The organism is Sneathiella sedimenti, assembly GCF_017313765.1.
In the GTDB taxonomy this organism is placed as follows: domain Bacteria; phylum Pseudomonadota; class Alphaproteobacteria; order Sneathiellales; family Sneathiellaceae; genus Sneathiella; species Sneathiella sedimenti.
In genome coordinates this window covers 67,304-89,266 of record NZ_JAFLNC010000002.1, presented here as the reverse complement: position 1 = coordinate 89,266, position 21,963 = coordinate 67,304, and the positions used below count along the sequence as shown (strand labels likewise).

The following is a 21,963-nucleotide window of genomic DNA, read 5'->3' as shown; positions in this document are numbered from 1 at the left end:
TTTGGGCAATTGACGCATGAATATAATTGGCATTTCAGGCTGGAGCGGTAACGGCAAGACGACCCTGCTTGTCCGGTTGATTCCGGCACTGATCGCGCGAGGATTTACGGTTTCAACAATCAAGCATGCCCACCACAAGTTCGATATCGACAGGCCGGGCAAGGACTCCTATCGGCATCGGGAAGCCGGAGCCGCAGAAGTGCTCATTTCGTCTTCAACCCGCTGGGCGCTGATGCATGAAAACGACGACAGCGGAGAAGCACGCCTTGACGATCTCATCTCCAAGATGGCACCCGTTGATATTCTGCTGGTCGAGGGATTCAAGTCGGAGGATTTCCCAAAAATAGAGGTCTGGCGCCCGGAAAGTGGTACCGAGCCGAGAGTCACGTCTGATAACAGCATCATTGCGATCGCGACGCCCGATCGTTCTTTCATGACACCGGTCCCTGTTCTCGACTTGAATGATGAAAACGCCATCGCGGAGTTTATTATTCAGTTTTTCAATCTGGAGGTGGCGGCTCATGGAACGGCTGGCTAACGATTGCTTTGCAAATGCATCAGAGATGATCAGCGCGACAGAGGCGCTTGAAAAAATCTCGACGGCCGCAGCGCCCATCGTTCGCACCGAGAAAGTCACCCTGTTTGAGTCCGAAGGCCGTATCCTTGCAGAGGATATCATCGCCCCCCGCAATGTGCCCCCAGCAGATAACTCCGCCGTTGATGGATACGCCTTTCGATTCTCAGATTATGAAGTAGCCCCTGACAAGCCCCGCAACATCGTCGGGCAAAGCAAGGCGGGACATCCCTGGGTAGGTACGCCCGAGATCGATGCCGCTGTCAAGATACTCACAGGCGCGATAATGCCGGAGGGGCTTGATACCGTCGCCATGGCAGAAGATGTGTCACGAAACGGAAATCAGGTTATCCTGCCGGCCGGACTGAAGACCGGCGCAAACTGTCGCAAAATGGGAGAAGATATTCGGGAGGGCCAGGTACTTCTGGAAAAAGGCACGTCACTTCGCCCACAGGAACTTGGTTATCTTGCCTCAGTCGGGCTGGGCTCAGTGAAGGTCTTCAGACGACTGAAGGTGGCGCTTTTCTCTACAGGGGACGAATTGACCAACCCTGGGGAGCCGGGCTCCGTTACAAGCATCTTTGACAGCAATCGATTGATCCTTAACAGTCTGCTAGCCAAGCTTGGATGCACGGTTACTGATCTTGGTATCCTCAAAGACAGACTTCACACTGTCCGTACCGCCCTCGATAACGCCGCAAGAGACCATGACCTGGTGCTGACTTCCGGTGGTGTCTCCATGGGGGATGAGGATCACGTCAAATCGGCGCTTGGTGAAATTGGTCATTTGCATTTCTGGCGTATTGCCATCAAGCCGGGTCGACCGCTGGCCCTTGGCCAGATCGGGAATACCGCTTTTGTCGGATTGCCTGGAAATCCTATCGCTGCCCTTGTTTGCACCTTAATGTTTGTCCGCCCTTTGATCAAAATCCTGAGCGGCGCTGCGTTAGAGCCCCCCCTTTCCTTCAAGGTTCCCGCGGATTTCGGCATGAAAAAGAAGCCCGGACGGACGGAATGGCTGCGGGGGCGCTATCGTCTCTCTGGCACCGGTGTCGGAAGAGTGGAGAAATACCCGACAGAAGGCTCTGGCATTCTCTCGTCCGCAGTGTGGGCAAATGGCTTGATCGAAATCGGGGATGATGTCACCTATATAGAGAAAGGGGATCTCGTCACATTTCTCCCCTATTCGGAGCTGATGAAATGAAAATTCTCTATTTTGCCTGGCTGAAAACGAAATTGCAGATGACGGAGGAGACGATTTCCTGGTCCGAGGACTGCCGTGATACCGACAGTCTTGTCCGCTGGATGAAAACGCGCGGCCCGGCATTTGCGGAGGTCTTCAGCGACCTTGAGGTCGTCAGGATTGCGGTAAATCAGGAGTATATTACCGGCAATACCACGCTTGGAAAAGAAGATGAAATAGCGTTCTTTCCGCCGGTGACAGGAGGATAGCATGATCCGTGTCCAACGCGACATTTTCGACATCGGTGAGGAAATTGAGGCCCTGACGACCGGCCGGACCGATATAGGCGCGGTTGTCAGCTTTACTGGCCTTGTCCGCGATATCAATGATGGAAATGACGTGACCGGCCTCAGTCTGGAGCATTACCCCGGCATGACGGAACGGGAGCTTGCCAAGATTGAGAAAGAAGCGAGAAGTCGCTGGGACCTGCAAGCCAGCCTGATCATTCACCGGTATGGGGAGATGGCACTCGGGGAACCCATTGTGCTGGTGGTTACGGCGTCCCCCCATCGCCATGACGCGTTCGAGGCGGCGCATTTTCTGATGGATTGGCTAAAGACAAAAGCGCCATTCTGGAAACAGGAAATGACTGCAGATGGCGACACGAGCTGGGTGAAGGAACGCGAAAGCGATGTGAAGGCCGCGAAACGCTGGACCACCAACGCCTAGGTCACACGCACAATTTCCTCTTGGATCAGAGTTGCTTCTGTCTTTCGATCAGCCATTCACCCGCAAGGCGGTTCGCCTCCGCGATCTGAACCGGTGACATTTTGGACATCAGAACCTTGTTCAGTTTTGGTGCGGCATTATCACCCTTGGCGCCCGAAATAAGTGACCATTTCAGCGCCTCAATTCGAACCAGCGAGCGCTCGATTTCGGATTGAGCTTCCGCATTGTTCAGGTCCGCAATTTTTGCCTGCTCGAAAATTTCCTCAACCGCTTCCTTGTTCAGCCCGTCAAGCGATTTAAGCGCTGTCAGAGTCTCTAACTTCGTTTGCGTTAGCGGTGATTCCGCTGACTTGTCCGTAACCGGGTTTTTAACATCATCTGAAGTCGCAGCAAGCGCCGCTTGCTGTGGGGCTGGCGTTACTTTTGGTGCGGCGATAACCTCCGTCGCCTCCGGAGAAACAGGAGTACTGGCGATATTGGTTTCAGGAGCCAGCGGTTTCTCATCAGGCTTTGGAACTGTTGCCGCTAGCGCGACTGGCGCTGCAATTGCGGATCCGCCTGTCGCCGCAGCTCCGCCCTGCTGTTTCGCCATCAGGTCCGCAAGGCGGGCCTTTGCCTCATCAAGACTGGACTGGCTTTGCTGGGCGTCCTTCTGAGCAATGGCGCTCCGTTGTTCTTCAATCTTTTTATCCCGGATTACGGCCTGGCGTTTTGCCTCTTCCGCCGCCACCTGAGCCGCAAGGATGGCTGCTTGACGACTTTCTTCCAGCGCCTTCTCTTTCGCTTCCGCTTCCGCTTTGCGTTGTGCAATCAACTCCCGCTGCGCGGCAGCCCGTTGCTCGGCAAGTGTCTCCTCTGTAACAGACGGCGATTGCTCAGGTACTACTGCAGCCGCCTTAGCCTCCTGAAAAGCGGCTTCATCCTGACCGGTGAAATCGCGATACCAGAATCCCAGCGCCGCAAAAGATCGCGCCTGTGCATCGCGCAAGTCATCCGTAGACATTATAGCGCGCAGCCGTTCAATCGTCTCACCTGCCTCTTTATGTCCCTGTGCGGCGGCAAGCTTGAACCAGGTATAAGCCTCTACCAGATCTGGCTCGACTCCCTCGGTTCCCTTTTCGAAAATTTGCCCCAGTGCGAATTGCGCCCGCGCATCGCCGCGCTTTGCCACCGGCTGCCATTCTTCAATCGCTGCCAAAGCATTATTCTGGTCAAGGGCCTCCTGCCCTTTTTCAAAATTTGCCTGAACAACCTGTGCGTTGAGAAGAACCAGCCCAAATGCCAGTGAAAAACGAGTCGCCTTCATAATGATCTAGTGCCCCGATAATTCTACGGATTAATCAATTTCTCTGAATATTGGCGCCATTTTAGACGAAATTACGCAAAAATCAAAATACCCGCCTTAACATGGTTAAGACGGGTAATCAGTATAGCTTATTTTGTCAGGATTATGCGGCAATTTTTCTGCGAACGCAGCTATCATAGTCCTTGATCAACTGTGCGCAGATATCACCAGGCGTAAACTGATATTTGTCGATGCTGCTGACCGGTGTTACCTCGGCCGCTGTGCCCGTGAGGAAGCACTCCTCAAAATCAGCCATTTCCTCAGGCATGATCGCGCGTTCAATAACATTAATGCCTCGTGCCTTTGCCAGATCGATTACTGTCCGCCGCGTGATACCGTCCAGGAAGCAATCCGGTGTCGGTGTGTGCAGTTCGCCGCCTTTGACAAAAAAGATATTTGCACCCGTCGCTTCGGCAATACGGCCGCGATAGTCAAGCATCAGCGCATCGTCAAAACCTTCGGCCTCCGCCTGGTGCTTGCTGAGCGTGCAAATCATGTAAAGGCCAGCGGCCTTCGATTTTGTCGGAATCGTTTCGGGCGACGGACGTTTCCAGTTGGACAGTTTCAGCCGAATGCCTTTCATGCGGGCTTCGGGTGAGAAATAGCTTGGCCAGACCCAGGCTGCGATGGCCAGATTGATCCGATTGTTTTGCGCAGAAACGCCCATCATCTCAGACCCCCGCCAGGCAACCGGACGGACATATCCATCAACAATCTTGTTGGCCAACACTGTTTGGCGCGATGCTTCGTTGATTTCCTCTGCAGTCTGTTCCGGCGTGAAGCCAAGAATGCGAGCGGATTCGATCAGGCGGTCCGTATGCTCTTCGAGTTTGAAAATCTCGCCTTCATAGACCCGTTCCCCTTCAAACACACTGCTGGCATAATGCAATCCATGTGTAAGGACATGGATGTTTGCATCCCGCCATGGTACGAGTTTACCATTCAACCAGATAAAGCCATCACGATCGGCAAAAGAGGAGGTATCCATTTTGAAGCACCTTGCGTTATTATAATATCGTATATTCCCACAAATAAGTTCGATTGTGTCGGATCGAATGGTGATTTTGTAACATTATAAGAAATATATGTCAACATGACTGACGTAAAATCGGTAAATAATCCTCTTTTTCTTCGCGAGGAAGAGCTTCGCCAGGCGATAGAACTCCTGTTTTTTGCCTATCGCGACTTCACTGCGGGCCCAGACGAGATCCTGAAAGACTATAATTTTGGCCGGGCGCATCACCGGGTAATTCACTTTGTCGGTCGCAACGAGGGCATGACGGTGTCAGAATTGCTCGATATATTGCGAATCACGAAACAAAGCCTGAACCGCGTTCTCAGCAATCTTATCAAACGCGGATTTGTTGAGCAGCGACAAGGAGAGGAAGATCGGCGCCAACGGTGCCTCTATCTGACAGAGGAAGGGCGGATGCTTGAGCAGAAAGTAAGCCGTGTGCAGCGAGAACTCGTGGCCAATGCCTTTCGCGAGGCCGGAGGCGAAGCTGTGGCCGGCTATCGAAAGGTGCTTACGGGCCTGATCGACGAAACAAATCGCGATACAGTGTTGAACCGGATATTGAAAACATGACAGAGAGGCGCAACGGATAGCCCATGGTGATGGACAACGCCCCTCATATTCTGGTGGTGGATGACGATACCCGGCTGTTATCCCTCCTGAAAAAGTATCTTATGGATAATGGGTACCGCATTTCAACGGCGACCAGCGCCGAAACCGCCGAGGAAAAAATGATCGGGTTTTTCTTTGACCTGATCGTACTCGACCGCATGATGCCGGGCGGCGATGGTCTCGACCTCGTGCGCCGCATGCGTGCAAGCTCGGGTGTGAGCCGGGAAATGCCCATATTGATGCTGACGGCAATGGGGGACGCGGACGATCGCATTCTCGGGCTGGAAGTCGGCGTGGATGACTATCTCAGCAAACCCTTCGAACCACGGGAGCTTTTGCTGCGTATTGACGCCATTCTCCGGCGATCAAAAACTGAAAAGCTGAAGGAGTTGCAGTTTGGGGCCTTTACCTTCAACCTGGAGCGCGGCGAATTGCTGAAGGATGGCAAGGTCATCAATCTGACGTCCGGTGAATCCCTCCTTTTGAAATCGCTCGCGGCGATGCCGGGCGTTCCGATAAGCCGTGAAGACCTATCTGTATCCAGCGGCAGCCAGGGCCGGGCTGTCGATGTCCAAATCACGCGTCTTCGTCGGAAGATTGAAGAGGATCCGAAATCTCCCAGACATCTACAAACCGTGCGCGGCGAAGGATATGTTTTATGGGCGGACTAACCATAATACGGGAAATTTACCACCAGATCACCGCGGGTTTTATCAAGAACCTGATGCCCCGGACGCTTTTCGGCCGGTCGATCCTGATCGTTGTATTGCCAATCCTGCTGCTACAAATCCTGGTCACCTATATTTTTTATGAACGTCATTGGGATGACGTCGCGCGGCGCCTTGCTCAAGGCGTTGCCGGTGATGTGGCGGCGGTCATTTCTCTCCGCGATAGGTTTCCCGGTGCGACGGCAGAGGCGGATATCCTGAACATCGCGCGCGGGCAAATGCGCCTCGCCGTGAGTATCGAGGAGGGTGCGCAGCTTCCAGAAGGCAGCGACAAACAACAAAACTATGGATTTCTGGAAAGCCATCTCGTGAATGCGCTAAAGGAAAGCCTGCCCGCCCGACCCTTTAATATTTCAACCAACAAGAAACTCGAATCCGTTATTCTCCTGATCCAGCTTCCGGACGGGGTTTTGCAGGTTATCGTTCGCGACAAACGGCTGTTTTCCACGACGACATATATATTTGTGATGTGGATGGTCGCGATTTCCCTCGTCCTGCTGGGAGTCGCGCTCCTCTTCCTGCGCAACCAGATGCGCCCGATCCGCCAATTGGCGACCGCCGCGGAGCAATTCGGTAAAGGGCAGTTTGTTGAAGACTTCAAGCCGAGCGGCGCGCAGGAGATCCGCTCCGCCTCCCGCGCCTTTCACGTTATGAAACATCGGATCCTTCGCCAGATTACCCAGCGGACAGAAATGCTCGCGGGCGTAAGTCATGACCTACGCACACCGCTGACCCGCATGAAACTGCAACTCGCCATGATGCCGGAAAGCGATGAAAGCAAGGCCAGTCTTGAAGGCGATGTCGCCGATATGGAAAAAATGGTCGAGGGATATCTGGCCTTTGCGCGCGGACAAGAAGCCGAGGCGGTTGAGGAAACGAATATAACGGAGCTTTTTCAGGATACCGTCATGAATGCGCGCCGCCAAGGGACCGCTGTATCACTGGAAGCACCAAAGAACCTTCACGCCGAAATAAGGCCCAGCAGTTTCAAGCGTTGCATTACGAACCTGATAAGCAATGCGGCGCGCTACGCAACGGAGATATGGATCACCGTCAAGGCGAGCGATACGGAAATGATCATCCTCATTGATGATGACGGCCCGGGCATCCCGGAAAAGAAACGAAAAGATGTGTTCCGGCCGTTCTTTCGCCTCGACCCGTCCCGCAACATGGAAACCGGCGGTAGCGGCCTTGGAATGACAATCGCCCGTGATGTCATCCATGGACATGGTGGACAGATTTCACTCGGCGACTCTCCTGTTGGGGGATTGCGGATTGAGATCCGACTGCCGCTTTAGGGCAAAATTATTTCCCAAAAGGGGCAAAAGCCTGCTGAATTTCACTGACCGTTTTCTGGTCGGTGACCGGCACTTTCGCAAACGTCATGTTGGCGAGGGCAAGGACTGGCGGTATGGTGGCCATGGCAAGCTGCGGTGTTTTTGCGGCCGCCGCCATCATAAAAACCTCGTTGACTTCACTGTTCAGGCTTTGTGTCAGGCTGGCGACGGCTGAATCGCGGGATTTAAACACGGCAAAAGCCTGGCTCGCATTCTCACAAGCCTCGTTTATCTGTTGTGTCTGTTGCTGAAACAGCGATGTCAGATCCGGCGGGACCGGCATCTCGTCATTATTTTCATCTGCCATCTGTACATACCAAGGTTTCTCAAATCAGTGAAGTCGGCCCCCGACAGGAACGTCGTGATCAGGGGCCGCAAGAGAGATATTCCCTTCCTCATCACTGAACCCCAATACCAGTACCTCCGACATGAAAGGGCCGATTTGCCGCGGTGGAAAATTCACCACTGCCATCACCCGGCGGCCTACAAGTTCTTCCGGATTGTAGAGAACCGTTATCTGTGCCGAGCTTTTCCGGATGCCTATCTCATCCCCAAAATCGATCTTTAACTTATAGGCGGGTTTGCGTGCCTCCGGAAACTCTGTCGCCTCCAGCACTTTTCCCACCCGAATATCCACTTTCATGAAATCATCAAAAGTAATCAGTTCTGACATGTTCGTCGCATCTCCTTGGTTTCAAAGATGCTATTGCAAATAGACGGGAAAATCATCCACCGGAAGAAAATTTTTGGGCTACCTGCTCGATCGTTGCGAGCGATTGCTCCATTGACTTGTTGATGGCATCGAAAGACTTGCTGGTCGAAGATGTCAGCGTATCCGCTGCCTTGCTCAAATTATCAACAGTTAGATTAAGGTTGTCGATCTCGGGCTGTATATCCGGCGTAGCGTCCTGCCCTATCTTCGCCGTACCGACAGAACTGTTAAGCGACTTCTGCAAATTCCCGATCGTCTGTTGCAAGGTCGTGCGTTGCGCTGCGACGATGTCCTGCAGCCCTTGGGAAGCGGCCTGCACGGCTGCTGTCATCTTCTGCATATTGTCATTCTGCATTGTTGTGATTGCGCTGAGGTCAGGAATAATCAGCCCTCCAGCAACCGTGGGTGCATCTGACTGTTGGGAATCAGTTTTATCGTTCATGGCTCTATCCTCCTCGAGAGAATAGAAGGTATATAATATACTTAATGCAACTTTAAAGAGTATAAATTAAATACTGAACCATTTACCCCAGTTCTTTGGACCTGGCGGTAGCCGCCGCAACCGTCTTTTCCAGTAGAGGAGCAAGACCGCTCTTTTCGTTCATCAGTATTTCCAGTCCCGCTGCCGTCGTGCCATTCGGGCTCGTCACATTCTTGCGAAGCTGGGCGGCGGTCTCCCCGGATTGGCGCGCAAGAGCCCCTGCCCCGGCTACGGTCTCCTGTGCAAGCTGGACAGCCAGAGGCTCGGGCAAGCCCGCCTTTACACCAGCGGCGGTCATCGCCTCGATCATGTAGAAAACATAGGCAGGTCCCGATCCAGAAAGACCGGTTACCGCATCCATCAATGCTTCATCGTCAATCCAGGCAACGGATCCTATGGCCTGCATAAGGCGATCACAATGTGCCCTCTGCGCCTCAGAGACATTCTCATTGGGACAACAGACAATCATCCCCTGATGAACAGCAGCAGGCGTATTTGGCATCGCCCGGATAACGGCAGCTGTTTCACCAAACGTCGCCTCAAACGTCGCTATCCTAGTTCCCGCCGCGATCGACACAACCAGACTGCCCTTTTCGGCAAACGCCCGAAATGTCGGCAGAACATCCGATATTATCTGGGGCTTGACGGCAAGGACCACGACATCGGGTTCAAAATCTCCCGGGATTTCGGACGCAGCCCTGATGCCCCGGCAGCCAAGTTCTGACGCGACTTTCAAGTTCTTTAGATCAGGATCAACGACAATGATATTGGCCGGATCGATCTTGTTCTCGATCCAGCCACCCAGCATCGCCTGCCCCATCTTGCCGGAACCGACAAGCAACAGGGAAAGGGTCATTCTTACGCCTCTCCCATCGTTTCAAACATTGCCGCCTCGATGGCGTCTTCGGGGGTTTTCCCGCCCCATAGACAAAACTGGATTGCTGGATAGAATTTTTCGAGCTCACTCATACCGATCTCGACAAGTGTCTGAATTTGCTCGTTTGTGACAACACAGGCACCGCTTAGCAACAACGAATGACGGAACAGGATCATCCCCTCTTCCCGCCAGGTGTCAAAGTGACCAACCGGCATACGCTCATTCACACGCGCCAACAGTTCATAAACAGATCCATATTGCCGTTCAGGTATCTTGACGTCATAGGCGCAGGAGAAATGTATGGCCCGAAGATCAGACCGCCAGGAAAACCAGAGATGATACTGGCACCAGCTCCCCTCCACACCGACAGTAAGTTCATTGTTGCCCTGACGATCAAACGACCAATCGTTGTCGGCGATGATACTTTCTATGAGATCGAGGGGATTTGAATCTTCGAGTTCTTCGCGCGTGAGGTACAAGGACGTCATGGAGGCATTCCTTTCAGAACCATCCCGCCGGCTGGCGCCCTGTTGCTGACCTCAAAGCTCAGCCGGTAAGGAAATCTACTACAGGCCATATATGGTGCTACAAGTTTCACAGCACCATAAATCTAGCGTAGTCTGCCTTGAGTTGCGGCGCAACAAAGAATATGCCTGAGGGGTATATTTCTTGTGGATAAATGTGGGTTAATTGCAGTTTCCTGCCGCTTGAATACCTACTTTTCAGATGGGCTCGATTTAGCTTTCGCTGGTGCCGCCTTGCGGGTTCGGGGCGCCTTGGTCAGATCTTCAAGCTTTTTCTCAAGCGCAGCAAGGCGCTCCTTTAACGCGTCGTTTTCTTCCCGCGCCAGAGTGGCCATTGCCTTGACGGCGTCAAACTCCTCCCGCGGGACAAGATCCATTTCGCTGATGAAGCGTTCCATACGTTGGTGAAAGAGGTTTTCCCACTCTGTTTTTACGCCCTGGGCTGTTCCGAGAGCGCCTGTCGCAAGGCGGGCCAGATCATCAAAAAGCCGTGAGTTCGTCTGCATCGCGTTGGATCCTTGTAGTTACTAGAGCCATAATGGCGACAGCCAGAGGTGAAAGCAACCTCTTTGCCTTGATTTGCTTGCGAATGTTTTAAAGAACTTTATATAGTAGCCCGCATGATATTATCGACCCTTTTCTCGGCGATCGCGTTTCCCGAAATCGACCCCGTCATCTTTCAGATTGGGCCATTTGCCATACGCTGGTACGCCCTCGCCTACGTTGCTGGCCTGATCATCGGCTGGCGCCTTATGATGCGGCTTGCCGGGTCGGAGAATTCGCGCATTTCCTCGAAGCAGGTTGATGATTTCCTGATCTGGGCGACCCTGGGCGTTATTCTTGGCGGGCGCCTTGGCTACGTCCTGTTTTACAAACCGGACTATTATATCAGTAACCCTGCGGAAATTTTCATGGTCTGGCAGGGCGGCATGTCGTTTCATGGCGGTTTTCTGGGCGTCGTCCTGGCAACGATACTTTATTGCCGTTTTCAAAAAATTGTTATTTTGGAGTTCGGGGACCTTTTGGCGACGGTTGTGCCGGTTGGGCTTTTCTTCGGGCGGATCGCCAATTTTATCAATGGCGAACTTTATGGCCGGACCACGGACGCCCCCTGGGGGATGATTTTCCCGGGCGGTGGCGATTTGCCCCGTCACCCCAGCCAGCTATATGAAGCAATCCTTGAAGGAGCGGTGTTATTCGTAATCCTGCTTGTTTTCCGCAAGACCCGCTACGCGGAAAAGCCAGGCTTCATTATGGGTCTCTTCTTCGCGGGATACGCAATAGCCCGCAGCATCGTCGAGTTCTTCCGTGAACCGGATGCCTACCTTGGTTTCCTCATCGGCGGGTTGACGATGGGCCAGCTGCTTTCCCTGCCGATTCTGATTGTTGGCCTGTATTTCATGCTCCGCCCGTCCCGCAAAGCCGTATGAACAAACTAGGTAAGACCCTGGCGGCAATGATTGAGAAGTCCGGCTCGATTTCGCTTTACGACTTCATGAAACTGTCGCTGAGCCATCCGGAGTTCGGATATTATTCCCGACAGGAGCCGTTCGGGGAACAGGGTGATTTCATTACCGCGCCAGAGATAAGCCAGATGTTTGGCGAACTCATCGGTTTATGGGCGGTCGATGCCTGGATCAAGCTTGGCAGCCCGGCCAAATTCAATTTGGTGGAGCTCGGTCCCGGCAACGGTACCCTGATGGCGGATATATTGAGAAGCGCCCGCGTCGCGCCCGCCTTTTTAGCGGCGGCACAAATTCAGCTGGTCGAAAACAGTCCTCGCCTAAGAGCTAAACAGGCAACCTCTTTATCTGATCATGAAGTTTGTTGGCATGACACGTTCCCCGATCTTGAGGACATGCCGATCATTTTGATTGCCAATGAGTTTTTTGACGCTCTTCCCATACATCAATATTGCTACCAGGACGGCGTCTGGCGTGAACGCCTCGTATCAACGGCCGATAACGGATTCGCCTTTTCCCTGTCACCGGAGACAACGTCTCTCGACCTTGTGCCCGCCTGCGCAGATGGCGATATTCTGGAGACCTGCCCGGACGGTGAAGAAATCATTGGGCGACTGAGCAAGCTTCTCTCCGTGAATGGCGGTGCGGCACTGATAGTTGATTATGGCGCTGCCGACACAATCCTTGGCGATAGTTTTCAAGCAGTCAAAGGTCATGGACATGTTGATCCCTTAAACAACCCCGGCGAAGCGGATTTGACAGCCCATGTCAAGTTTGCAATTTTAAAGAAAATTGCGGCTACCCAAGGCATCACGATTCAGGGCCCAACGTCACAGGGACGTTTTCTGGAGCGTCTCGGCATAGAGGCCCGTCATCACATGCTCCGCCAAAAGGCTGACGACGCGCAGAAGAAAAAGCTCGACGCACAGCTTCGCCGCCTGACCAGTGCGTCCGAAATGGGAACGCTTTTCAAAGTCATGGCTTTATCCCATAATATGTCCGCCTCAACAGAAGGGTTCGGGAGCTAACATGCTGAAAAGCCGTATTTTGGAAGATGACTCTCTTGCACATGGTTTCTTTACGCGGGACGGTGGCGTATCCGAAGGGCTTTACAGGGGTCTCAATTGCGGACCTGGCTCGCAGGACGATCCGGCACATGTGAACGAAAACCGGTCGCGGGCCATGGCCATGATCGGCAAACCGGCTGATGCCCTGAGAACTGTTTACCAGATTCATAGTACCGAGGTCCTCGTCATTGAGGACCAAACAGACTTTGCCACACGGCCGAAGGCGGATGCCATGGTGACGAATGTTCCCGGGCTTGCGCTTGGCATCTTAACCGCGGATTGCGTACCGGTCCTGTTTGCGGATACTGAAAATGCTGTGATCGGCGCTGCACACTCTGGATGGAAGGGCGCACTTGGCAATATCAGCGCATCTGTGATTGATATAATGACGAGTCTCGGCGCGAGAAAACAAAATATCCGGGCCGCGATCGGTCCGGCAATCGCCCAGAAGTCGTATGAAGTCGGCCCTGAATTCCCCGAACCTTTTCTCAAGCGCGATGCTGCCGCAAGAAAGTTTTTTGTTCCCTCTGATACTCCCGGGCGGCACATGTTTGATCTGACCGGGTTCGTGAAGGCAGAACTTGAGAAGCTTGAGATCGGCGGCATTGACCTGCTCGGGAATGACACCTGCACAGAGGAAGACCTGTTTTTCAGCTACCGGCGTATGGTAAAAAGAGGGGAAGCTGATTACGGTCGGCAGCTTTCTGCCATCGCCCTGAACAGCTAACGCACTTGTGAAAGAAGGGTAAAATGCCGTATATGGTCATCTTTATCGTGATTTGTCTGCTGGGAGTGCTTGCAACCTGTGCGATATAGTTTCGTCATTAAGGCCTTGATGTTGATATGGGCGATTGTTCTTGTCGGCTGTCAGCCGCTGGAGCGGCCGTTTCAACCAGAAGCCAAGTCTTCCTGGCGAGCTGCACCCGGCCCCCGCGCAGCATTATATGTAGAACCGATAAAAGACGGTCCCGCGGGCATTGAGAAAGCTATTGCGACGAAACTGCAGGAACTTGGCATTGCCGCCTTCCCCGGCACCGCAGTGCCGAACCGTTATTATGTCCAGGGAAACATTATAGAAACGCAAGACGGCCGCTATCTTAACTGGGCGATTTTCGACCCACAAAAGCGCGATACCGGCCTCTATACTCTCGAAAAGCTTTCCGGGACGGAAAATCCGGCGGATATAACACCGGAAACAATTGAAATGCTCGCGATCAAATCTGCCAGCGACATTGACAAGCTGCTTGGCGGTGATGGCATTAATTTCGCCACCCTTAACAAGCCCGTTATCTTCGTTCCGATTGTTGAAGGCGCCCCCGGAGATGGTTCCGAAAGTCTGGCGGCGGCAATTCAGGATGAGCTTGTCCGGCTGGGCCTTGATGTTTTGCCGACAGAAACCGGTGCGAACTTTATTGTCCGCGGGCGCGCAGAAATCACACCTCCCAAGTTTGAGACACAGGTCATCGAGCTTGTCTGGAGCCTGGAACGACGCAACGGTGAACAGGTCGGCCAGATCCGGCAACGCAACAGAATCAGGGCCGGATCATTAAACGGCGCTTGGGGCGATGTTGCCCGTCTGGCGGCCCGCGGAGGCGCCGGGGGTGTCTATGACCTCCTGAAAAAAAGTGAGCCAGACTATTTTAAGTCAAAATCATGACGTTATTTTTCAATTTCCGTTAAAAAAGAGCGTTTAAAGCGTTTACAGGACTTGAGGCCCTTGGTAAGTTCCGCCCGCCGACGCCAACTCGTTCATTTTCGCGCGAGGGGCAGTGTGTTTTAACTGGAAAAAGCCCTCTACTGACTAAAGGACCGCCCCTATGAAAGTGCTTTCGGGAAATGGCAATCGACCTTTGGCGGAAGCCATTACAGGCTACCTGAAGCTCCCCCTCACAGATGCAGATGTTCGACGATTTTCGGACATGGAAGTCTTTGTTGAAATTCATGAAAATGTGCGCGGCGAGGATGTCTTCGTGGTTCAGCCGACCTCTTTTCCCGCGAACGACCATTTGATGGAGCTCCTGGTCTGCATTGATGCGCTGAAAAGAGCATCTGCATCGCGAATCACGGCCGTCCTGCCCTATTTTGGGTATGCTCGGCAAGACAGGAAGCCGGGACCACGGACTCCCATCTCTGCGAAGCTGGTCGCCAATCTCATTACAACCGCAGGTGCGGACAGGGTTCTCACCATGGATCTGCACGCCGGGCAAATCCAGGGTTTCTTTGATATTCCAACTGATAACCTCTTCTCTGCTCCGGTAATCGTTCCGGATATCGAGAAACATTACGGCAAAGGAAGCGATATCACCATTGTCTCTCCCGATGTCGGCGGTGTTGTTCGGGCCCGCGCCTACGCCAAAAGACTTGACGCAGACCTTGCAATCGTGGATAAGCGCCGGGAAAAAGCGGGTGTATCTGAAGTGATGAATATTATCGGTGATGTCAAGAATCAGCGGTGCATCCTGGTTGATGATATTGTCGATAGTGCTGGAACGCTCTGCAATGCTGCCAAAGCACTCATGGAAAAAGGCGCAAAAAGTGTTTCCGGTTATGTGACCCATGGTGTCCTGTCGGGAGGCGCGATTGCGCGTATTAACGACTCTGCTCTGGACGAGATGGTTACAACCGACAGCATCATGGAGACGGAAGCGTTCCGCGCGTCCAAAAAGATGCGGCAGATTTCCGTCGCTCCGCTGATTGGCGAAGCGATGTACAGAATTTCGAAGGAAACGTCAGTTTCCAGCCTGTTCGACTAATCGATCAGGCATTCAGCGGCGCGGGCACCCCTGGAGGCACGCGTCATTTTAGCACCGGGTTTGTCCCGGTGTTGCTCGTTACGTAGGAGATATACAATGAGCGAAAATGCAGTACTAATTGCAGAAACGCGTGACCGGGTCGGAAAGGGGACCTCTCGGGCATTGCGTCGTGACGGACGGACACCCGCCGTCATCTATGGTGACAAAAAAGACCCTATTTCCATTTCCCTGGAAACTAAAGAACTGGTGAAGACCATCAATCACGGTGGCTTCCTGTCAACAGTCTTCACCGTGCAGGTCGGATCGACCAAGCACAATGTGCTGCCTCGTGACATGCAACTTCACCCGATCAAGGATACGCCGGTCCACGTGGACTTCCTCCGCGTTTCCGCCAAATCTCAGATTGCCGTCATGGTTGCCGTTCGCTTCCTCAATGAAGAAGAATGCGTTGGCCTGAAACGCGGCGGTGTTCTGAACATCGTTCGTCATGAAGTTGAAATGATGGTGCCGGCAGGCAATATACCGGAAGCGCTTGAGATTGACCTTCTGAACTTTGACATTGGTGACAGTGTTCATATTTCCGAGGTAACTCTGCCTGCGGGAACGCAGCCGACGATTACGGATCGCGATTTCACGATTGCAACGATCGCCGCACCGACTGTAGAGCCAGAACCGTCTGATGAGGAAGAAGGCGCAGAAGCCGGTGAAGCCGACGCAGATGCTGAGGATACAGGCGAAGAAGCCGAGTCTTCCGAAGACTAATCGGGATGGTATGATGATTTTGCTGGTTGGCCTTGGGAATCCCGGTAAGGGATATGCAGGCAACCGGCATAATTTTGGATATATGGCGGTGGATGAGATTGTCCGCCGCCATTCCTTTATGCCGGAACGCGTTCGATTTCAGGGACTGGTCGCTGAGGGAAATATTGGCGGAACGAAAATTCTTGCGCTAAAACCCACGACCTACATGAATCTGTCCGGACAATCCGTCGGCGAAGCGGCGCGGTTTTACAAAATTCCTCTCGAGAAAATCATCGTCTTCCATGACGAGCTGGATTTACCGCTTGGCAAAGTCCGGGTGAAAACGGGCGGCGGGCATGGCGGAAATAACGGCATTCGTTCCATCATCGATCATATGGGCGCGGATTTTTGCAGAGTTCGGCTAGGCGTGGGTCACCCGGGTGAAAAACACCTGGTCTCCGGCCATGTTCTCAAGGATTTTGCAAAGGCTGAATTGCCCGTTGTGGAAAAGATCACCGACAGTATCGCACGTCACACGGAACTCATCGTGAGCGGAGATACATCAAGCTTTATGAACAAGATTGCCCTCGACATCGCGCCGCCGAAAAAAGAACGCGCGGATAAAAAAGAAGGAAACTGAGTATGGGGTTTAAATGTGGAATTGTTGGCCTTCCCAATGTCGGCAAGTCAACCCTGTTCAATGCCCTCACTCAAACGGCTCAGGCCGCAGCAGAGAACTATCCCTTCTGCACGATTGAGCCGAACCTTGGTCAGGTTCCCGTCCCCGACGATCGGCTGGTGAAATTAGCCGGGCTCGCGAAGTCTAAGGAAATAATCCCGACACAGCTGACCTTCGTCGATATCGCCGGGCTTGTACGCGGTGCGGCAAGCGGGGAAGGTCTCGGAAATAAATTTCTAGCGCATATTCGCGAGGTGGACGCCATTATCCAGGTAGTCCGTTGCTTCGAGGATGACGACATTACCCACGTAGACGGCAAGATAGATCCGCTCTCTGACATTGAAACAATCGAGACCGAGTTGATGCTGGCCGATCTGGAAAGTCTTGAGAAACGCACGGAAGCGCTGGTCAAGAAAATCCGGGGCGGCGACAAGGAGGCTAAAAAGCAGGCGGAACTGATCGATCGTGCGCTGGCGGCCTTGCGGGAGGGTAATCCGGCCAGAATGGTCGAGCTTTCCGATGACGAGGTAAAGCCGTTCCGTGGTCTGCAACTGCTGACACAGAAGCCGGTTCTCTATGTTTGCAATGTTGATGAAGGAAGCGCCGCAACGGGCAACGCCTACTCAGACAAGGTTGCCGAAAAGGCGGCTACGGAACAGGCGGGAACCGTCGTGATCTCGGCGGCAATTGAGGCGGAAGTGGCGCAGCTTGACGCCGAAGAGCGAGCTGAATTTCTCTCGGATCTCGGACTGAGTGAAACCGGCCTCGGCCGTATTATTCGGGCGGGCTATGAATTACTTGACCTGATAACCTATTTCACGGTCGGGCCGAAGGAATGCCGGGCCTGGACGCTAACTAAGGGGACAAAGGCGCCGCAAGCGGCAGGTGTTATTCATACGGATTTTGAAAAAGGCTTTATTCGCGCGGAAACCATCGCTTATTCTGCCTATGTGGAGCATGGCGGCGAAAGTGGCGCGAAGGAAGCTGGCCTCATGCGGCTCGAGGGGAAGGAATATATCGTCGTCGATGGCGATGTCCTACATTTCAGATTTGCCAATTAGGAACATCCCCAAACCTTGAAGAAGCAATAAATGCATGACCGATCGTGACAAGATCAGAAGGTGAAAAAGCAATGCGATACTGGGAAGATTTTACCGTCGGAATGGTGATGGAATTCGGCGGATATGAAGTGACCGAAGAAGAAGTCATAGAATTCGCGACCGAGTTCGATCCGCAATCTTTTCACATTGATAAAGAGGCTGCAAAAGAGCACTTTTTCGGTGGCCTAATTGCCAGCGGATGGCACACAGGCTCGATGTGCATGAGGATGATGGTGGATAACTACCTCATCGACTCCGCCTCCATGGGATCCCCGGGGATAGAGCAGCTTCGCTGGAAGCAGCCCGTCCGTCCCGGCGAAACCCTTTATGTAAAAGCGGAGGTGCTTGACCGCAGCCTGCCGAAAAGTCGCCCGGAACTCGGGTTTGTCAAATTTTCCCATACCGTCCTTAATCAGAAGGGCGATACCAAGATGACCATGATTTCGAGCGGCATGTTCCTTCGAAATCCAGAAAACTCCGCGACGGAGGCCTCCCAATGACCAAGATTTATTTCGAGGATATTGCTGTTGGCGACGAAACAACCTCGCATAGCAGGACTGTCACGAAAGAGGAAATTATTGACTTCGCCCGTAAATATGACCCGCAGCCTTTTCACCTTGATGAAGAAGCCGCAAAAAAGAGCATCTACGGTGGCTTGATCGCTTCAGGCTGGCATACCGGGTCTAACTTGATGCGACTCCTCGTTGACAATATGACGAATAATCGCGCTGGCCTCGGTTCACCGGGTTTCGATGATTTGCGTTGGATCCGGCCTGTCCGGCCTGGTGATAGCCTCTACTATAAATCTACCGTCATCGAGACCAGAAGGTCCGAATCCCGGCCCGACATGGGGATAGTTCGCGCTGATGTTAAGCTATACAATCAGAATGACGACGTCGTCCTCAGCATGAAATCCATCGGTATGGTGAAGACACGGCCCGAATAAAGCCGCCCAGATTTCGCTGCCCGGTGGATTTTTAACTTAGGCCTAACGACTTTACATTATATAGTCCGACAAGCCTGTTATTAATCCGGCAATCCAAGGGGTAGTGAAATGGATTTTTTCTTGTCTGGCTTCGCGATATTCGTTGTCGTTCTGGTTCTGCTGGCCATTGTCATCGTCTTTATGGGCGTCACCATCGTCCCGCAAGGCTATCAATATACCATTGAGCGCTTTGGCCGTTATACCCGAAGCCTGCACCCGGGCCTTGGCCTCATCCTCCCTTTCATCGATCGTATTGGCGGCAGGATCAATATGATGGAGCAGGTTCTGGATATTCCGACTCAAGAAGTTATTTCCCGTGATAACGCTATGGTGCAGGTCGATGGTGTCCTTTTCTATCAGGTTCTGGATGCGGCAAAGTCCGCCTATGAAGTTCGGGACCTGGAGCGCGCTATTCAGAATTTGGCGCAAACCAACCTCAGAACAGTATTGGGCTCAATGGACCTCGATGAAGCCCTGAGTCAGCGCGATGCAATTAACGTTCGCCTTCTCAATGTCATTGACCAGGCATCCACACCCTGGGGCCTTAAGGTTACCCGTGTTGAAATCAAAGACATCACGCCGCCGATTGACCTTGTTGAGGCGATGGGACGACAGATGAAGGCAGAGCGCCTGAAACGCGCTGTTATTCTGGAAGCCGAAGGCGTGCGTCAGTCAGAAATCCTGAAAGCGGAAGGAGAAAAGAAAGCCGCAATTCTGGAGGCGGAAGGCAGGAGAGAGGCAGCGTTCCGTGATGCTGAAGCCCGCGAGCGCCTGGCCGAGGCTGAAGCCAAGGCAACCCATGATGTATCTGAAGCGATCGCGGCAGGCGATATCCAATCGATCAATTACTTTATTGCCCAGAAATATACGGAAGCAATGAAAGAAATCGGCATGGCCCGTAATTCAAAAGTTGTCCTTATGCCAATGGAGGCAAGCGCGCTGATCGGGTCGCTCGGCGGGATCGGAGCCATTGCGAAAGAAGTCTTTGGCAAGGACAGTGACGGAAACGGATCACGCCGTTCAAGTGGTTCTGTCCCGACGGTTGAGTAAAGATAATGCTGGAACAAATCATAACATGGCTTGGTAGCCTTGAGTTCTGGTCCTGGTGGATACTCGGTCTGGTGCTTGTTATCCTGGAGGTATTTGCGCCCAGTACAATCTTCCTCTGGCTTGGGATATCCGCGGGCGTCGTTGGCGTTATCGCCTGGATTGTTCCAGATATGCGATGGGAGTATCAATGGATACTTTTCGCGGTCATCGCCATCGGCAGCATCGCCGTTTCGCGGCTGTTCCTGAAGAAACACCCTGGCGTTGAAGATAACATTACGCTCAACCAACGCGGCGTCCAGTATGTCGGTCGTCATTTTACCCTAACAGAACCCATTCAGAATGGCCGGGGTAAAATCCATGTGGACGACACCCAGTGGTCAGTTGAGGGGCCGGATATGGAGGCCGGACAGGTGGTTAACGTAACCGGTGTGGATGGGACCCTTCTTATTGTTGAGCCTGTCACAAAAAACTAACGGAGATATCATGGGTGAAATAATTGAGCTGACCGCCGCAGATGGCCATAAATGTTCTGCCTATAAGGTCATTCCAACAGGCAAGCCAAAGGGCGGCGTGGTAATCCTGCAAGAGATATTTGGCGTCAACAGCCACATCAAGGAGGTCTGCGACGGTTACGCCAAGCTGGGCTATGTCGCGATAGCCCCTGCCCTCTTCGACCGGGTTGCCCCGAATATCACCCTTGGTTACGAGCAGTCCGATATTCAGCAGGGTCTCGGATATATGAAGCAGGTCACCCAAGACGATGCGCTTGCCGATGTGGATGCGGCCGCAAAGGCCATAGCAGATGCCGGTGATACCGCCGTGATCGGGTATTGTTGGGGTGGCAGCCTCTCCTACCTTGCTGCTTGTCGCCTCTCCTCTATCAACAGGGCAGTAGGCTACTATGGCGGACAGATTCCTCAAACTATCGAGGAAGAACCGAAGGTGCCTATCATTCTGCATTTCGGGGATGCGGACGCGTCAATCCCGATGTCCGCTGTCGAGGAGGTAAAGGCGAAACGGCCAGATATACCCGTCTATGTCTATTCCGCCGGCCACGGATTTAATTGCGATCATCGTGCAAGCTATGACGCGACGTCCGCCAAGCTCGCCCTTGACCGCACACTTGAATTCCTGGCGTGATCCCGGCCTATCCCGCTGTAAATTCCAACAATAGGCCGCAGGCTTTCGCGGGGTTTACCCGGAGGGTGCCATTCGCAATTTTCTGCGGCGCGATACCATTCTTAGTTAGCAACTCTGCGGTCTGATCCAGATCATCAACCGCGATTGTCATGGCAATCAAATGCGGCAGGGCCGGCATTTCGTCCGCAATTGTCAATCCGGGAAACAACAGGTCAATATCCCGGTCGTTTACAAAAATCAGGCTCCCGCGCCCAAAGCGCACAGTTAGCGTATTATCGGTCAGGGTAACATTGATGGACCCACACAGCCGCTGATAATAGGGAGCCAGATTGCCGGGGTTTTCAACCACCACAACAACAGAATTGATATATTTTGCGCCATTTGGATGGCTGATCCAGTCAGGCTGACGTACCAGTTCCGGCGTCAGGTGATGGCAGATAAAAAGGTTTTTGGCGGTCAATCCCGCAGACGATGTAAGCCGGATCAGCGTGAACTCCGGCAGGACATCTCCGTCAGGCAGTTCCAGTTTGCGTTTCAGCGTTAACATCTCGGATGGTTCCAACCCGTCCTCAGTAAGTGACTGATGGGCAGCTTCCGGATCGTCGCTGGCCAGCGCTACACCGAGCAACCCCTCACCTCGTTCTGCAAGGGCAACGTCAAGGCCATTGGTCTCAAGGGAGGGATCCACGATGCCAAGGAGCTCGATATAATCCTCGTCAAACATAATGCAGTAATTTGCCGTTCCCCACCCGATATGCGATCCTCTTGGCGTTGGCGTAAAGCCAAGTTTTTCGTAAGTCGCGCGGGCGTCCTCAAGCTTTTCCACCCCGACCAAAACATGATCAATTCCGGTTATGTTATGTAGCAT

29 protein-coding genes are annotated in these 21,963 nt (G+C 53.0%); 20 read left to right on the top strand and 9 right to left on the bottom strand.

Features of this window, described 5'->3' with window-relative positions; genetic code table 11:
• The first annotated feature begins 16 nt into the window (after window positions 1-16).
• Genes mobB through moaE form a run of 4 tightly spaced genes read left to right on the top strand, consistent with a single transcriptional unit; the run spans window position 17 to window position 2,486 of the window.
• Window positions 17-538: a molybdopterin-guanine dinucleotide biosynthesis protein B gene (mobB, locus tag J0X12_RS05600; RefSeq protein ID WP_207043130.1), complete on the top strand. Its 522-nt coding sequence runs from the start codon at window positions 17-19 to the stop codon at window positions 536-538.
• On the top strand, window positions 522-1,778 hold the full coding sequence (gene moeA, locus J0X12_RS05595) for a molybdopterin molybdotransferase MoeA (protein WP_207043129.1): 1,257 nt from the start codon (window positions 522-524) through the stop codon (window positions 1,776-1,778). Before mobB ends, moeA begins: the two co-directional genes overlap by 17 nt.
• Window positions 1,775-2,026: a molybdopterin converting factor subunit 1 gene (gene moaD, locus J0X12_RS05590; protein WP_207043128.1), complete on the top strand. Its 252-nt coding sequence runs from the start codon at window positions 1,775-1,777 to the stop codon at window positions 2,024-2,026. The genes moeA and moaD overlap by 4 nt, the downstream gene beginning before the upstream one ends.
• 1 nt (window position 2,027) lies before the next feature.
• The gene (gene moaE / locus J0X12_RS05585) at window positions 2,028-2,486 is read left to right on the top strand and encodes a molybdopterin synthase catalytic subunit MoaE (RefSeq protein WP_207043126.1); all 459 of its coding nucleotides are present in this window, start codon (window positions 2,028-2,030) and stop codon (window positions 2,484-2,486) included.
• Between the two features lie 25 nt (window positions 2,487-2,511).
• On the opposite strand, the gene J0X12_RS05580 is transcribed toward moaE, so the two are convergent.
• Both J0X12_RS05580 and J0X12_RS05575 read right to left on the bottom strand, forming a co-directional pair.
• Window positions 2,512-3,792: a tetratricopeptide repeat protein gene (locus J0X12_RS05580; protein WP_207043124.1), complete on the bottom strand. Its 1,281-nt coding sequence runs from the start codon at window positions 3,790-3,792 to the stop codon at window positions 2,512-2,514.
• A gap of 142 nt (window positions 3,793-3,934) precedes the next feature.
• The gene (locus J0X12_RS05575) at window positions 3,935-4,819 is read right to left on the bottom strand and encodes a branched-chain amino acid aminotransferase (RefSeq protein WP_207043123.1); all 885 of its coding nucleotides are present in this window, start codon (window positions 4,817-4,819) and stop codon (window positions 3,935-3,937) included.
• Between the two features lie 105 nt (window positions 4,820-4,924).
• Between J0X12_RS05575 and J0X12_RS05570 the strand changes: the two genes are divergently transcribed.
• Genes J0X12_RS05570 through J0X12_RS05560 form a run of 3 tightly spaced genes read left to right on the top strand, consistent with a single transcriptional unit; the run spans window position 4,925 to window position 7,484 of the window.
• On the top strand, window positions 4,925-5,419 hold the full coding sequence (locus tag J0X12_RS05570; RefSeq protein WP_207043121.1) for a MarR family winged helix-turn-helix transcriptional regulator: 495 nt from the start codon (window positions 4,925-4,927) through the stop codon (window positions 5,417-5,419).
• A gap of 23 nt (window positions 5,420-5,442) precedes the next feature.
• On the top strand, window positions 5,443-6,129 hold the full coding sequence (locus tag J0X12_RS05565) for a response regulator (RefSeq protein WP_237688025.1): 687 nt from the start codon (window positions 5,443-5,445) through the stop codon (window positions 6,127-6,129).
• Window positions 6,117-7,484, top strand: a complete 1,368-nt coding sequence (locus tag J0X12_RS05560) for an ATP-binding protein (protein ID WP_207043119.1) — start codon at window positions 6,117-6,119, stop codon at window positions 7,482-7,484. Before J0X12_RS05565 ends, J0X12_RS05560 begins: the two co-directional genes overlap by 13 nt.
• A gap of 7 nt (window positions 7,485-7,491) precedes the next feature.
• Here J0X12_RS05560 and J0X12_RS05555 read toward each other — a convergent pair whose 3' ends face one another.
• The 6 genes from J0X12_RS05555 to J0X12_RS05530 all read right to left on the bottom strand — a co-directional run bounded on the left by J0X12_RS05555 (window position 7,492) and on the right by J0X12_RS05530 (window position 10,623).
• Window positions 7,492-7,830, bottom strand: a complete 339-nt coding sequence (locus tag J0X12_RS05555; RefSeq protein ID WP_207043117.1) for a hypothetical protein — start codon at window positions 7,828-7,830, stop codon at window positions 7,492-7,494.
• A 24-nt stretch (window positions 7,831-7,854) separates the two neighbouring features.
• Window positions 7,855-8,196 carry a tRNA-binding protein gene (locus tag J0X12_RS05550; RefSeq protein WP_207043115.1) on the bottom strand — a complete coding sequence of 114 codons (342 nt, stop codon included), beginning with the start codon at window positions 8,194-8,196 and terminating at the stop codon, window positions 7,855-7,857.
• Window positions 8,197-8,248: 52 nt separating this feature from the next.
• Complete coding sequence (locus tag J0X12_RS05545; RefSeq protein ID WP_207043113.1) at window positions 8,249-8,677, bottom strand: hypothetical protein; 429 nt, start codon at window positions 8,675-8,677, stop codon at window positions 8,249-8,251.
• 82 nt (window positions 8,678-8,759) lie between these two features.
• Window positions 8,760-9,572: a pyrroline-5-carboxylate reductase gene (proC, locus tag J0X12_RS05540; protein ID WP_207043111.1), complete on the bottom strand. Its 813-nt coding sequence runs from the start codon at window positions 9,570-9,572 to the stop codon at window positions 8,760-8,762.
• Window positions 9,573-9,574: 2 nt separating this feature from the next.
• Window positions 9,575-10,081, bottom strand: coding sequence for a type III secretion system chaperone family protein (locus J0X12_RS05535; RefSeq protein WP_207043109.1), 507 nt, complete (start codon window positions 10,079-10,081; stop codon window positions 9,575-9,577).
• Between the two features lie 227 nt (window positions 10,082-10,308).
• Window positions 10,309-10,623, bottom strand: a complete 315-nt coding sequence (locus tag J0X12_RS05530) for an accessory factor UbiK family protein (RefSeq protein WP_207043107.1) — start codon at window positions 10,621-10,623, stop codon at window positions 10,309-10,311.
• 114 nt (window positions 10,624-10,737) lie between these two features.
• Between J0X12_RS05530 and lgt the strand changes: the two genes are divergently transcribed.
• The 13 genes from lgt (at window position 10,738) to J0X12_RS05465 (ending at window position 21,095) form a co-directional block, all read left to right on the top strand.
• A complete protein-coding gene (gene lgt, locus J0X12_RS05525) occupies window positions 10,738-11,547 on the top strand; it encodes a prolipoprotein diacylglyceryl transferase (protein WP_207043105.1) in 810 nt (269 codons plus the stop codon).
• A complete protein-coding gene (locus tag J0X12_RS05520; protein ID WP_207043103.1) occupies window positions 11,544-12,608 on the top strand; it encodes a class I SAM-dependent methyltransferase in 1,065 nt (354 codons plus the stop codon). Before lgt ends, J0X12_RS05520 begins: the two co-directional genes overlap by 4 nt.
• Window position 12,609: 1 nt before the next feature.
• Window positions 12,610-13,374 (top strand): peptidoglycan editing factor PgeF, encoded by a 765-nt coding sequence (gene pgeF / locus J0X12_RS05515; RefSeq protein WP_207043094.1) that lies wholly within the window; start codon window positions 12,610-12,612, stop codon window positions 13,372-13,374.
• A gap of 78 nt (window positions 13,375-13,452) precedes the next feature.
• Window positions 13,453-14,304 carry a hypothetical protein gene (locus tag J0X12_RS05510; protein ID WP_207043091.1) on the top strand — a complete coding sequence of 284 codons (852 nt, stop codon included), beginning with the start codon at window positions 13,453-13,455 and terminating at the stop codon, window positions 14,302-14,304.
• 160 nt (window positions 14,305-14,464) lie between these two features.
• Entirely contained in the window at window positions 14,465-15,400 is a 936-nt protein-coding gene (locus tag J0X12_RS05505; RefSeq protein ID WP_207043089.1) for a ribose-phosphate pyrophosphokinase, read from the top strand.
• Between the two features lie 96 nt (window positions 15,401-15,496).
• Window positions 15,497-16,162, top strand: a complete 666-nt coding sequence (locus tag J0X12_RS05500; RefSeq protein ID WP_207043088.1) for a 50S ribosomal protein L25/general stress protein Ctc — start codon at window positions 15,497-15,499, stop codon at window positions 16,160-16,162.
• Window positions 16,163-16,175: 13 nt separating this feature from the next.
• Window positions 16,176-16,781, top strand: coding sequence for an aminoacyl-tRNA hydrolase (gene pth, locus J0X12_RS05495; protein ID WP_207043087.1), 606 nt, complete (start codon window positions 16,176-16,178; stop codon window positions 16,779-16,781).
• Window positions 16,782-16,783: 2 nt separating this feature from the next.
• Window positions 16,784-17,881, top strand: a complete 1,098-nt coding sequence (ychF, locus tag J0X12_RS05490; RefSeq protein WP_207043086.1) for a redox-regulated ATPase YchF — start codon at window positions 16,784-16,786, stop codon at window positions 17,879-17,881.
• Between the two features lie 71 nt (window positions 17,882-17,952).
• The gene (locus J0X12_RS05485) at window positions 17,953-18,420 is read left to right on the top strand and encodes a MaoC family dehydratase (protein ID WP_207043085.1); all 468 of its coding nucleotides are present in this window, start codon (window positions 17,953-17,955) and stop codon (window positions 18,418-18,420) included.
• Complete coding sequence (locus J0X12_RS05480) at window positions 18,417-18,866, top strand: MaoC family dehydratase (RefSeq protein WP_207043084.1); 450 nt, start codon at window positions 18,417-18,419, stop codon at window positions 18,864-18,866. The genes J0X12_RS05485 and J0X12_RS05480 overlap by 4 nt, the downstream gene beginning before the upstream one ends.
• A 108-nt stretch (window positions 18,867-18,974) precedes the next feature.
• Window positions 18,975-19,955 (top strand): SPFH domain-containing protein, encoded by a 981-nt coding sequence (locus tag J0X12_RS05475; RefSeq protein ID WP_207043083.1) that lies wholly within the window; start codon window positions 18,975-18,977, stop codon window positions 19,953-19,955.
• 5 nt (window positions 19,956-19,960) lie between these two features.
• Window positions 19,961-20,428 (top strand): NfeD family protein, encoded by a 468-nt coding sequence (locus J0X12_RS05470; protein ID WP_207043082.1) that lies wholly within the window; start codon window positions 19,961-19,963, stop codon window positions 20,426-20,428.
• Between the two features lie 10 nt (window positions 20,429-20,438).
• Entirely contained in the window at window positions 20,439-21,095 is a 657-nt protein-coding gene (locus tag J0X12_RS05465; RefSeq protein ID WP_207043074.1) for a dienelactone hydrolase family protein, read from the top strand.
• A 7-nt stretch (window positions 21,096-21,102) separates the two neighbouring features.
• On the opposite strand, the gene J0X12_RS05460 is transcribed toward J0X12_RS05465, so the two are convergent.
• Window positions 21,103-21,963 carry a VOC family protein gene (locus J0X12_RS05460; RefSeq protein ID WP_207043072.1) on the bottom strand — a complete coding sequence of 287 codons (861 nt, stop codon included), beginning with the start codon at window positions 21,961-21,963 and terminating at the stop codon, window positions 21,103-21,105.